The organism is Saliphagus infecundisoli, from assembly GCF_020177375.1.
Lineage (GTDB): Archaea > Halobacteriota > Halobacteria > Halobacteriales > Natrialbaceae > Saliphagus > Saliphagus infecundisoli.
In genome coordinates, this window is record NZ_JAIWHV010000022.1 from 35,371 (window position 1) to 47,745 (window position 12,375).

A 12,375-nucleotide genomic window follows, 5' to 3' on the forward strand; every position below is an offset into this window, starting at 1 on the left:
TCAGCGTGCCTCCCGGAGGTCGTCCAGGGACTCGGGGTTCTCGATGCTGCTCATGTCGCCGGGGTCGGAGCCGGTGTAGGTCGCCCCGATCGCCCGGCGGACGATCTTGCCGCTCTGGGTCTTGGGGAACTCCGTGACGAACAGGACCTCGCGGGGCCGGAACGGTTTGCCGAGCGCACCGGCGACCTGTGCGCGTAGTTCCTCCCGGAGGTCGTCGCTTTCTTCGACTCCCGCCTCGGTGATGACGTAGGCGACGACGGCGGTCCCCGTCGTCTCGTCGGGGACGCCGACGGCGGCGGCCTGATTCACCGCGGGGTGGTCGATCAGTGCGCCCTCGACTTCGGCGGGGCCGACCTTGCGGCCGGCGACGTTGAGCGCGTCGTCGGCCCGACCGTGGAGGAACCAGAACCCGTCCGAATCGACCTGGGCCCAGTCGCCGTGGTCCCACAGCGGCGGGTCCTCGAACGTAGACCAGTACTCCTCTATATAGCGCTCGTCGCCCGACCACAGGGATTTGGTCATCGAGGGACAGGAGTCCCGAGCGACGAGAAAGCCCCGCTCGCCCTCGTCGGCCACGCTCTCGCCTGCGGAGTCGACAACGTCGGTCGCCATCCCCAGCCCGGGCCCGCCGAGCGTGCAGGGCTTCAGCGGCTGGTTCGGCATCGGCATCAGGAAACAGCCACAGATCTCGGTCCCCCCGGAGATGTTGATGATCGGCGCCTCGCTTCCCCCGACGTGTTCGTAGAACCACTGCCAGCTTTCTGCGTCCCAGGGTTCGCCCGTCGAACCCAGGATCCGCAGCGAGGAGAGATCGTGGCCCTCCAGGGGTTCGGTGCCGTGTTTGCGGAGCGCGCGGACCGCCGTCGGCGAGATCCCGAACTGGGTGATCCCGTGGCGGTCGATCATCTCCCAGAACCGGTCGGGCCCGGGGTGGTCGGGCGCGCCCTCGTACATGAACACCGTCCCGCCGAAGCTGTGGACCCCGATCAGTGTCCAGGGCCCCATCATCCAGCCGATATCCGAGACCCAGAAGAAGCGATCGGCGGGCTTGAGATCGAAGCCGAAGTGGAGTTCCTTGGGACACTGGGTCCCGACCCCGGCGTGGGTGTGAACAATTCCCTTCGGTGTACCCGTCGTCCCCGAGGAGTAGAGCAACATCGACTCCTGGTCGGAGGGGAGCGATTTGGTGTCGTAAGCGTCGGCGGCGGCGCCGACGGTCTCCGCCCACCACTCATCGCGTTCGTCGGTCCAGGGGATCTGGTCTCGATCGTCGTCTTTGGATCCGAGCCTGTCGAAGACGATCGTGTGCTCGACGTGGCCCGCCTGCTCGATCGCGCCGTCGGCCGCGCCCTTCAGATAGACCGGATCGCCCCGGCGGTAGAAGCCGTCGCCCGTAAAGAGGACCGAGCACTCCGCGTCGGCGATCCGGGTCGCCGTGGCATCGACGCCGAAGCCCGAGAAGATCGGTACCGCGATCGCACCGACCTTCAGACAGCCATAGAGGATCGAGACGACCTCCGGCACCATCGGCATGTAGAGTCCGACGGTGTCGCCCGTCTCGATCCCGCGTTCCTCTAAGGCGTTCGCCACCCGGTTCGCCTCGCGGTGGAGTTCGTGGTAGGTCGTTTCCCGGACCGCGCCGTCCTCGCCCTCCCAGATCGTCGCGACCCGGTTTCTCGCCGGGTTTCCGACCTCGGCGTGGCGATCGACGGTGTTGTGGGCGACGTTGAGCTTTCCGCCGGGGTACCAGTCGGTGAACTGTGGGCCCCCGCGGCTCACGGCGTCGCCGTTCGCGTCCTCCGGGGCGCGTCGCGCCCCGCTGTCGTCCCGGACGGCGTCGTACTCCTCGTAGAACTCGATGCCCAGATACTCGACGAGTTCGTCCCAGAACCAGTCGATTCCGGCCTCGCCCTCCGCATCGACCGCGCAGGTCCGCTCGATCAGGTCGTCGTAGTCGTCGATCCCGTAGGTCTCCATGAACGCGGCGACGTTCGTCGACTCGGCGAACTCCCGGGAGGGCCGGTGGACGATGTCGGCGGTGTCGTCTGGCATCCGTATATCACGAATTCTCACCTCGGGGGAAGTAGCTTGCCCCGATAAATTCCACGCCTCGCGCCGGCCCACAAACGCTTTTGGCGGCGAGGTTCTACCGCCGACCATGTACGTACGGGACGCGAAAAACCGGGAGGAGGTCTGGCTTCTGGACCACATCGAGGGAATGGGCCTCGACGACACCGCCTTTCGCTCCAGGGACTACGTCGTCGCCATCGACGAGGAGTCCGGCGAGAAGGCCGGGTTCGGCCGGATCCGCGTCCACACGGAGGCGACCGACGACGGCGACGACGCCTGCGAGCTGACGAGCATCGGCGTCCTCTCGAGTTGGCGCGGCCAGGGCGTCGGCGCCCACGTCGTCGAACGCCTGCTCGAGTACGCAGCCGACGACGGGTTCGACGCGGTGTACGCGCTGACCGGCGAGGCCGACTATCTCGAACGGCTGGGCTTCCGACGGATCGATCGGTCGGAGCTACCGGCGGCCGTAGACGAGCGCCTCGACGAGAAACGCGACCGCTCGGATCCCGAGGCGGTGCCGCTGCGGATCGACCCCGCCACGTTCCGGATGCCCGAGCGGCTCCGTGAGGCGTTCAAGGACGCGAGCGAGCAGGACGGAGAAGAGGAGGGAAGCGAGGAGACCCCCGAGGACTTCGGGATCGATCCCGACACGGCGACCTACAAGTACGACACCGGTCGGTGAAACTCTCGCGAGGCAGTTCCTCCCGGTCGGCGGCCGGCTCCCGGGCTTCCGGGTCCGTTTCTCAACCTTGAAGCCCCGCGCCGGCGAACACGTTCGGTATGTTCGACGCCGACGACCTGGCGGAGATCCGCGAGGGCCGCGAGGAGTGGGAGGCCGAGACGGTCGAGCCCCTCCTCGAGCGCTTCGGCGAGCGCCGGGACAGCTTCCGGACGGATACTGGCGGCCAGGAGGTCGACCGGCTCTACACCCCCGAGGACGTCGCAGACCTCGACTACGGCGAGGATCTGGGGTTTCCCGGCGAGGAGCCGTACACCCGCGGCGTGTACGCCACCGGCTACCGGGGGCGGCTGTGGACGATGCGCCAGTACGCCGGGTTCTCGACGCCGGAAGACACCAACGAGCGGTTTCACTACCTGCTCGACGAGGGCCAGACCGGGCTCTCGATGGCGTTCGACCTCCCGACCCAGATGGGGTACGACTCCGACGCCGGGTTGGCCGAGGGCGAGGTCGGGAAGGCGGGCGTCGCGATCGACTCGCTGGCGGACATGGAGACCGTCTTCGAGGAGATTCCCCTGGACTCGGTCTCGACGAGCATGACGATCAACGCGCCCGCCTCGGTCCTGCTGGCGATGTACGTCGCCGTCGGCGACGAGCAGGGCGTCCCCCGCGAGGAGTTGCGGGGGACGATCCAGAACGACATTCTGAAGGAGTACATCGCCCGGAACACCTACATCTACCCGCCGGGGCCCTCGATGCGGATCATCACCGACGTCTTCGAGTTCTGTGCCGCCGAGGTCCCGAACTTCAACACCATCTCGATCTCGGGCTATCACGTCCGGGAGGCCGGTTCGACCGCGGCCCAGGAACTCGCCTTCACGCTGGGCAACGGGATCGAGTACGTCGAGCAGGCCGTCGAGGCGGGACTGGACGTCGACGACTTCGCACCCCAGCTCTCCTTTTTCTTCAACGCCCACAACGACATCTTCGAGGAGGTCGCGAAGTTCCGTGCCGCCCGCCGGATGTGGCACGACATCGTCGAGGAACACTTCGACCCCCGGGATCCGAAATCCACGCAACTGAAGTTCCACACCCAGACCGCCGGCTCGATGCTCACCGCCCAGCAGATCGAGAACAACGTCGTTCGAGTGGCTTACCAGGCGCTGGCCGCGGTTCTGGGGGGAACCCAGAGCCTCCACACGAACGGGAAAGACGAGGCCCTCTCGCTGCCGACCGAGAAGTCCGTTCGAACCGCGCTGCGGACCCAGCAGATCCTCGCCCACGAGTCCGGCGCCGCGGACACGATCGACCCGCTGGCCGGCAGCTACTACGTCGAGAGCCTCACCGACGAACTCGAGGCGGAGGCCTACGGGATCTTAGAGAACGTCGAGGACCGGGGCGGGATGCTCCCGGCCGTCGAGAGCGGCTGGGTCAAACGGCGGATCCAGGACACCGCCTTCGACCGCCAGCGCGAGATCGACGAGGGCGAGCGGATCATCGTCGGCGTCAACGAGTTCGAGGTCGACGAGGAGTCGGAGATGGACGTCGAGGAGGTCACCGCGGAGGACCAGCGCCGCCAGCGAGAGCGCCTCGAGTCCGTCCGCGAGGACCGCGACGGGGAGGCCGTCGAGGCCCGCCTCGCCGACCTCGCCGACGCGGCGGCGGGCGGGGCGAACCTGATGCCCCCGATCGTCGCCGCGGTGAAGGCGTACGCGACGGTCGGGGAGATCTGTGACGTTCTCCGCGGGGAGTTCGGGGAGTACCAGCCCGACGCCGTGTAGGCGCCACGGCCGATCTCGCCCCGACCGGTCAGTCGTCGGCCTCGACGGGGCGCTGACGGTCGCGGTCGTCCTCGCCGACCCCCTCGCTCTCGCCGTCGCCGGTCTGGGACGCCCAGAGGTCGGCATAGGCGCCACCCTCCGCGACGAGTTCGCGGTGGGTGCCGGTCTCGATCACCTCGCCCTCGTCCATGACGACGATCCGGTCGGCATCCTGGATCGTCGAGAGCCGGTGGGCGATGATGAAGGCGGTCCGGTCGGCGGTGAGTTCGTCCAGGTTCTCCTGGATGAGCGTCTCGGTCTCGGTGTCGACGTCGCTGGTCGCCTCGTCGAGAACGATCGCGTCGGGGTCGTTCAGGATCGTCCGGGCGATCGAGACCCGCTGGCGCTGACCCCCTGACAGCTTCACGCCGCGTTCGCCGACCATCGTGTCGTACCCCTCGGGGAGGTCGGCGATGAACCGGTGGGCGCCGGCGGCCTTCGCGGCGTCGCGGATCCGGCCTTCGACCTCGTCGGGGACCGCCTCGCCATCGACGAGCGCCTCGAAGGCCTCCCGGTCGCCGTAGGCGACGTTCTCCCGGATCGTCCCCGAGAACATGTAGGGGTCCTGCTCGACGACCCCGATCCGGTCGCGAAGCGCCTGGAGATCGTACTCCCGGACGTCGGTGCCGTCGACGCTGACCGAGCCCTCGTCTACGTCGTAGAACCGGGGCGGGAGCTTCAGCAGGGTGGACTTCCCGGAGCCGCTCGTGCCCGCGAAGCCGACGGTCTCGCCGGCCTCGATCTCGAGGTCCACCCCGTGGAGGATCTCCTCGCCGTCGTCGGCGTAGCTGAAACGGACGTCCTCGAAGGCGACCTCGCCGTCGATCTCGTCGGGCTCGGTGCCGTCGTCGGGCGACTGAACCTCGGAGTCGTGGGCGAGGACGCCGAAGACGCGCTCGGCGCTGGATTTGGCCTTCTGGTAGTTGTTCGCGGTCTTCCCGATCCGGGTCATCGGCCCGTCGAGTTCCCGGAGGTAGAGGAAGAAGGTGACGAACGTGCCGGCGGTGAGCCCGCCGGCGGTGATCGCCGACCGGCCGCCGACGACGAGGGTGATCACGAACATCGCGCCGACGATCAGGCGAAGCGAGGCGAAGAAGGCCTTCCTGACCGTGATCGCGCCGATCTTCTCGTCGCGGTAGCCCTCGCTTTGTTTCCCGACCCGGCGGTTCTCGACGTCGTAGCGGTCGAAGGACTTGACGATCGCTGCACCCCCGAGGTTGTTCGAGAGGCGGGTGTTCAGCCGGGCGACGAGCTCGCGGATGCGCTTGTACTTGGGTTCGATCCAGATGATGAACTTCGCGGTGACGACGGCGATGATCGGCACCGGCGCGAGCACGAAGACGGCGAGCTCGGGCGCGGTGTACAGCATCCAGGCACCGACCAGCCCGAAGATCATCACGGCTTCGGTGATCTGGCGGAGCTCGTTGTTGAAGAAGTCCTCCAGCCGGTTGACGTCGCTGTTGAGAATCGCCATCATCCCGCCGGTCTGGTGGTCGTTGAAAAACGAAAGCGAGAGCCGTTGCATGTGGTCGTAGGTGTCGATCCGGAGGTCGTGCTGGAGGCGCTGGGCGGTCGTCTGGAAGAAGTAGCGGGAGGTGAAGTGGGTCACCGACTGGATCACGTAGGCCGCGATCGTCAGCCCGCCGAGGTAGTAAAGCAGGGAGAGGCGGTCGCCGACGGCCTCCTCGGCGAGCGGTTCGGTCGGGATCAGCCCCGTCGCCGCGAGCAACTCGTCGACGCCGCCGCCGGGTCGGACCGCCAGGTCGATCGCCGCGGCGAGCATCAGCGCCGGGAACAGCCGCGCCGCGCGGTTTACCATCGTCGAGACGAACCCGACGAGCAGCGGGAACCAGTAGGGGATCGCGTACTCGAACGCTTTCAGTATCGGATCGCCGTCTATTCCGTCGCGTATGTCCTCGAAACTGCCGTGTGGGTCGGATGGCATCGGGTGGTGGACTCGGCGTTCACGACGGCTACTGATAAGGAGCCGCCAGCCGGAAACCCTCGCTGGCTCTCCGAAAACCGCATCATCAACCCGTACGAACTCCGTTTCGTGTCCTCGGCCGACCCGCCCTCGAGACCGGCCGACCGGGGAGCGTAACGCTCACCTCGCGGTCGGACAAAGGGGAGACGATGCGCTTCGACCACGCCGGGATCGCAACCGACGACGCCGCCTCCCTCGCCGGGCTCTACGCCGACCTGCTGGACTGTGCGGTCGTCCACGAGGAACGCTTCGACGGGATGGACGTCGTCTTTCTCGATCTCGGAAACGGTTATTTCGAACTGCTCGAGCCCCACGGCGGAGGAGCGGTCGCCGACTACATAGCCGAGCGCGGCCCGGGGATCCACCATCTAGCCGTCCGCGTCGAGGACGGCGACGGAGGGATCGAAGGCGCAATGGAGCGCGCCCGAGAGCGCGGCGTCGAACTCGTCGACGAGGAGCCCCGGGAGGGAGCCTGGGGCCACCGGGTCGCCTTTTGTCACCCCGCCTCGACGGGGGGCGTGCTCCTTGAGTTCGTCGAGCACTGATCGGGTCGGAAACGAGTCAGTGCGCCGTCGGTCGCGACACCGGTAGCGCAACCGAACGGCACATCGTCGTCTCCGCTCCTATGACTCCCGACCGGCCGGAACCGCGATCCATTTTTGTCTGCGCTCCCGGAGCACCAACATGGAGAGCGTAGAGGCCGCAGGAGTGGGAATCGGGGACGACCACCCCCCGCGGATCATGGGCGTGTTGAACGTGAGCGAGGAGTCGCCGTACGATCCCAGCGTCCACGACGACCCCGACGAGGCCGCCGCCTACGTCGACGAGGAACTGATCGGGGAGGGGGCGGACATCGTCGACGTCGGGCTCGAGTCGGCGAACAAGCGATTCGAGGTCCTCTCCGAGGACGAGGAACTCGATCGGCTCGACGTCGCCTGCGAGACCGTCGAGGCGGTCTCGGGCGAGGCCGTCTTCTCGATCGAGACCCGGTACGGCGCGGTCGCCGACGAGGCCCTCTCGCGGGGGTTCGACATGGTCAACGACGTCTGTGGCTTCACGGACCCGGAGATGCCAGACGTTTGCCGGGATCACGACGCCGCCGTCGTGAAGATGGCGAGCCCCGACGATCTACGGCGGCCGGGCGCCGTCGAGGAGATCGACTGGGCCGCCAGGAAGTCCCCGGAGTGGGCCGACTCGGCCGACTACGCCGACATGATATACGAGGCGTTGAAGCGAAACGGACTAACCGAGAAGACGATCGTCGATCCCGCCTTCGGGGGCTGGAGCGAGGCGAAGACCCTCGCGGACGACCGGGCAACCTTCCGCCGGCTGGCGGAGTTCCGTGCGCTCGGCCGCCCGCTGTTGGTCTCGATCAACCGGAAGAACTTCCTGGGCGAGATCGCGGGCCGGGAGACCGACGAACGGCTGCCGGTCAGCCTCGCGGCGACCGCGCTCGCCGTCGAGCGAGGCGCCCACGTCCTCCGGACCCACGACGTCGCCGAAACCCGGGACGCGGCGGCGATCGGTCGCGAGTTCGCCGATCGGCGCTCGAGCGAGGACGGGGGGGTCAGCGTGACCTCCATGGAACCCAGCGAGTTCGAGGCCCTGGTGGCCGACCACGCCGACGGCGCGATCGCGGACGCGAGCCCCCGGTTGGTCCGGATCGACGGGCTGGACTCCGCCCAGCGGGGAGCCGTCGAGCGGGCGGCCTGGGAGACCGAAGCGACCGCCGTCTCCCTCGGGGGGACGGTTGCGCTCGCCGGACGCCGTTCGGACCTGCGCTCGATCGGAAGCCGCCTCGACGGGGTCGGGGAGGCGCTTCGGGACGTGCTCGAGTGACGGCGGGGCACGGACCCCTTTTTGTGCCGTCGGCGTCAACCGCCGGACGCATGGAGTTCGAGACGTGGGAGCCGGTCTACCGGAAGATCCTCGCCGACTTCGGCTTCGACCGGCGAGCCGACGAGCGCGCCCGAGACGTCCTCGTCGGTCTCACGGACCCCTTCGATCGCGAGCGCCTGCCGGCGTTTTCGGGGGCGACCGTCGCGATCGCGGGTGCGGGTCCCTCGCTGACGGACCCGGATGCCCTCGAGCGCGCCCGCGGGGCCGACCTCGTCGTCGCGGCCTCGACGGCAGTCGATCGGCTCGAGGATGGCGGCGTCGGGGTCGATTGCATGGTCACGGACCTCGACAAGAACCCCGACACCGTTCGCCGGCTCACCCGGCGAGGGACGCCCGTCGCGGTCCACGCCCACGGCGACAACGTCGACCTGGTTCGCGAGGTCGTCCCCGACTGCTCTCCGGGTTCCGTCCTGGCGACGACCCAGGCCGAACCCCGAGCTCCCGTCGAGAACTTCGGCGGGTTCACCGACGGCGATCGGGCCGCCTTCCTCGCGGATCACTTCGGCGCGTCTCGGTTGCTGTTCGTCGGCTGGGACCTCGACGACTCCTCGGTGGACCCGATGAAAGCGAAGAAACTCGAGTGGGCCGGGCGGCTGCTCGCCTGGCTCGAAACCCATCGGGAGGAGCGGTTTTCGGTTCTCGACGGCCGCCGCGAGCGCTACGAGCCGCCGATCTAAGGAGCGAGCGCCTCGATCGTCGCCTCGATCTCCGCTTCCGTCGCGCCCCGCGGGAAGCCGACGGCGACGTCGTCAACGCCGTCGATCGCCGCGAACCGCTCGAGCAGGTCGCGGGCGCGTTCCGGCCGGCCCGCCGCACACAGTTCGTCGAGGAGGTCCTCTGAGATCAGCGAGAGCGCCTCCTCCCGGTCGCCGCTGGCCCAGGCGGCCGCGACCGCCTCGGCGACGTCGCCGTGGCCCTGGCGGGCGAGGGAGTCGCGGTAGTAGGTCCCCATCGCACCGAGGTAGAAGGCCATGTGCCGGCGTGCGAGCTCGCGGGCGCGCTCGCCGTCTTCGAGGGCGCAGGCGGTCACGGAGATCGTGACCCGGACGTCCTCGGGATCCCTGTTCCGAGGTTCCGCACCGCGGGCGAGATCTTTCAGCCGCTCCTCGATCCCCTCGGGCGTGAGCACGATCCCGTGCCAGCCGTCGGCGAAGCGGCCGGCGAGTTCGACCGCCTTCGGACCCATCGCGGCGACGTCGATCGGGACGGGTTCCTCGGGCGAGTCACAGCGCAAGCGGAGTCCGGCGAGGGTAAACGAGTCTCCGTCGTAGTTGACCGTCTCGCCCGAGAGCACATTCCGAACGATCTCGACGGTCTCGCGGGTCCGCCGGAGGGGCCGGTCGAACTCGACGCCGTGCCAGCCCTCGATGACCGCGGGGCCGCTCGGCCCGATTCCGAGCCGGAACCGCCCCGTCGAAACCTCCTGGAGGGTCGCGGCGGTCTGGCCGAGCAACGCGGGCGAGCGCGAGTAGATCGGGAGGACGCTCGAGCCGATCCCGATTTCATCGGTGGAGTGGGCGATCGTCGCTAGGATGGTGACGGCGTCCCGGCCCCACGTCTCGGGGAGCCAGACGCGGTCGTAGCCCTCGCGCTCGGACGAGCGGGCGAAGCCGACGACCGTTTCGACGTCCGGTTGGGCGGCGACGGGAAGGTGGACGGAGCGCTCCATATCGCCGATTCGGACGCCCTCGCCATAACGGTGGGTACCGATGGATGGCGTTCAAACGGATTCAACCCCTACCGGGTTTCCGTCGGTCGGCCGCCGGCGCGGTCGTCGATCGCCCCGGCCGTCGTGACGCCCCCTCTTTCGGTCGGTACTGACGAACGAAGGGACCTTTTTGGCCCCACCCTCCATCGAAGGGGTATGACGGCCCGACGCGACCTGCTCGTCCTCAGGACCGGCACCCACGGGACGCCGGTCGAGGAGTACGCCGAGGCGCTTCGCGAGCGGCTTCCCGACTACGACGTCCGGCTCGCCCGGACCCCGGCGGCCGAACGCGAGGAGATCCGCGATGCCGGGATCGTCACCGGAATGACGATCGACGAGGACCTCCTCTCCCGTGCCGAGAAAATGGCGGTCTTCGCGTGTGCGTACGCGGGCACCGGCCACCTCCCGATGGACGCCCTCGCAGAACGGGGCGTGACGGTCACCAACGCGTCGGGCGTGCACGGACCGAACATCGGCGAACACGTCCTCGGGTCGATCCTCGCGTTCACTCGTCGGTTCCACGTCGGCGAGCGCAGACAGCGCCGCCGGGAGTGGCGCCACTATCAGGCCACGGAGCTTCAGGGCTCGACGGTGACCGTCGTCGGGATGGGCGCGATCGGGGAAGCAGTGTTGGAGCGGCTTGAGCCCTTCGGCGTCGAGACCATCGGGGTTCGCTACACCGCCGAGAAGGGCGGGCCGGCCGACGAGGTCGTCGGTTTCGGCGAGGACGCTATCCACGAGGCGCTGGCCCGGACGGACTACCTCGTGCTCGCCTGTCCGCTGACCGACGAGACCCGGGGGTTGATCGGCCGCGAGGAACTCGTCACGATCGATCCCGACGCGGTGGTCGTAAACGTCGCCCGGGGGCCCGTCGTCGAGACCGACGCGCTGGTCTCGGCGTTGCGATCGAACCGGATCCGGGGGGCCGCCGTGGACGTCACCGATCCCGAACCCCTTCCCGAAGAGCACCCGCTGTGGGGGTTCGAGAACGTCCGGATCACGCCCCACAACGCCGGCCACACCCCCGCCTACTACGATCGCCTGGCCGACATCGTCGCGGGAAACGCCGAACGGATCGCCGAGAACGGCTCGACGGAGGGATTGCGGAACCAGGTCCACCCGTGAGACGAGTGGGCGTGTGAAGGAGTAACGCTTATACCAGTAGAACGAACGTTATAGATATGCACCGCTACGGCGGGGTGACGAAGGTTCGCGGGGAGTGTACGAACTGCGCGTCCGAACTCGTCATGTACGTACTGGCCGACGGCGGCCCGATCCGGAACGGCCGCGACGAGTGCGACCGCTGCGAGGAATCGGCGTTCCGGCCCGCCTGAGAGCGAACGAGCCTTTAGGTACCCCTCTCCCGACTAGCCGGCGTGAGCCTCGCGGAGAACCTCGCGATCGTCTTCGTCGCCGGCCTCGTGACCGCGCTGGCGACCGGGATCGGCGCCCTCCCCTTTCTCTACTTCGATACGATCAGCGACCGCCGCAACGTCGTCCTCTGGGGGATCGCCTCGGGCGTAATGGTCGCGGCCTCTACCTTCGGGCTGCTCGACGAGGGGTTGGCCGCGGGAACGCCCCTCGAGCTCGGGGCCGGGATCGTAGCGGGCGTGGTCCTCGTCGTCGTCGCTCGCCGGGCCCTATCGGGGGCGGACGTCGGTCCCCGGGCCTATGCGGAGGCCGACCGCCGGAAGCTCGCGCTCATCCTGGGCGTGCTGACCGTCCACAGCTTCCCCGAGGGCGTCGCGATCGGCGTCTCCTTCGCCGACCTCGGGCTTGAGGGCGGACTCCCCCTTCTCGGGATCACCGTCCCGTTGCTCGCGCTCTTCATGACCGTCGCGATCTCGATCCACAACGTCCCCGAGGGGACGGCGATCGCGATCCCGCTGCGGTCGATGGGGATCGCCGACTGGCGGCTCGTCTGGTGGGCGATCTTCTCGAGTCTCCCCCAACCCGTCGGTGCGGTCCTCGCGTTCGCCTTCGTCCGACTCGCCCGGGACCTCCTGGCGGTCGGCTTCGGCTTTGCCGCGGGCGCGATGATCTACCTCGTGGCCAGCGAGTTCGTCCCCGAGGCCCGCGAGATCGGCGAGGGACTTCCCGGCGGCGGGCTCCGAGAACTCGCAGGCGGGTTCGCCCTCGGAGTCCTCGTCATGGTTCCCCTGCTCGCGATCTAGGGAACCGACAACGGTTAGGCTCGCCACCCCCCAGCCCGACC

At 68.5% G+C, this 12,375-nt stretch carries 11 protein-coding genes; 8 read left to right on the top strand and 3 right to left on the bottom strand.

The features are described 5' to 3' along the window. Window positions 1-2,052, bottom strand: coding sequence for an AMP-binding protein (locus tag LCF40_RS17735; RefSeq protein ID WP_224829524.1), 2,052 nt, complete (start codon window positions 2,050-2,052; stop codon window positions 1-3). Between the two features lie 106 nt (window positions 2,053-2,158). Between LCF40_RS17735 and LCF40_RS17740 the strand changes: the two genes are divergently transcribed. Continuing rightward, on the top strand, window positions 2,159-2,752 hold the full coding sequence (locus LCF40_RS17740; protein ID WP_224829525.1) for a GNAT family N-acetyltransferase: 594 nt from the start codon (window positions 2,159-2,161) through the stop codon (window positions 2,750-2,752). A 98-nt stretch (window positions 2,753-2,850) separates the two neighbouring features. Next, entirely contained in the window at window positions 2,851-4,530 is a 1,680-nt protein-coding gene (locus LCF40_RS17745; protein ID WP_224829526.1) for an acyl-CoA mutase large subunit family protein, read from the top strand. A 28-nt stretch (window positions 4,531-4,558) separates the two neighbouring features. On the opposite strand, the gene LCF40_RS17750 is transcribed toward LCF40_RS17745, so the two are convergent. After that, entirely contained in the window at window positions 4,559-6,514 is a 1,956-nt protein-coding gene (locus LCF40_RS17750; RefSeq protein ID WP_114575424.1) for an ABC transporter ATP-binding protein, read from the bottom strand. Window positions 6,515-6,702: 188 nt separating this feature from the next. On the opposite strand from LCF40_RS17750, the gene mce reads away from it, so the two are divergent. From mce to LCF40_RS17765, 3 genes are all read left to right on the top strand, one after another. Continuing rightward, window positions 6,703-7,098, top strand: coding sequence for a methylmalonyl-CoA epimerase (gene mce / locus LCF40_RS17755; RefSeq protein ID WP_114575425.1), 396 nt, complete (start codon window positions 6,703-6,705; stop codon window positions 7,096-7,098). A gap of 139 nt (window positions 7,099-7,237) precedes the next feature. Further along, entirely contained in the window at window positions 7,238-8,392 is a 1,155-nt protein-coding gene (gene folP, locus LCF40_RS17760; protein WP_224829527.1) for a dihydropteroate synthase, read from the top strand. A 50-nt stretch (window positions 8,393-8,442) separates the two neighbouring features. Beyond that, entirely contained in the window at window positions 8,443-9,129 is a 687-nt protein-coding gene (locus tag LCF40_RS17765; RefSeq protein ID WP_224829528.1) for a 6-hydroxymethylpterin diphosphokinase MptE-like protein, read from the top strand. On the opposite strand, the gene LCF40_RS17770 is transcribed toward LCF40_RS17765, so the two are convergent. Next, window positions 9,126-10,121 (bottom strand): TIGR04024 family LLM class F420-dependent oxidoreductase, encoded by a 996-nt coding sequence (locus LCF40_RS17770; RefSeq protein ID WP_224829529.1) that lies wholly within the window; start codon window positions 10,119-10,121, stop codon window positions 9,126-9,128. The genes LCF40_RS17765 and LCF40_RS17770 overlap by 4 nt on opposite strands. A 195-nt stretch (window positions 10,122-10,316) precedes the next feature. Between LCF40_RS17770 and LCF40_RS17775 the strand changes: the two genes are divergently transcribed. Genes LCF40_RS17775 through LCF40_RS17785 form a run of 3 tightly spaced genes read left to right on the top strand, consistent with a single transcriptional unit; the run spans window position 10,317 to window position 12,334 of the window. Next, entirely contained in the window at window positions 10,317-11,285 is a 969-nt protein-coding gene (locus LCF40_RS17775) for a D-2-hydroxyacid dehydrogenase (protein ID WP_224829530.1), read from the top strand. Between the two features lie 56 nt (window positions 11,286-11,341). Then, window positions 11,342-11,494, top strand: a complete 153-nt coding sequence (locus LCF40_RS17780) for a hypothetical protein (RefSeq protein WP_224829531.1) — start codon at window positions 11,342-11,344, stop codon at window positions 11,492-11,494. A gap of 42 nt (window positions 11,495-11,536) precedes the next feature. Continuing rightward, entirely contained in the window at window positions 11,537-12,334 is a 798-nt protein-coding gene (locus tag LCF40_RS17785) for a ZIP family metal transporter (protein ID WP_224829532.1), read from the top strand. Window positions 12,335-12,375 lie beyond the last annotated feature (41 nt).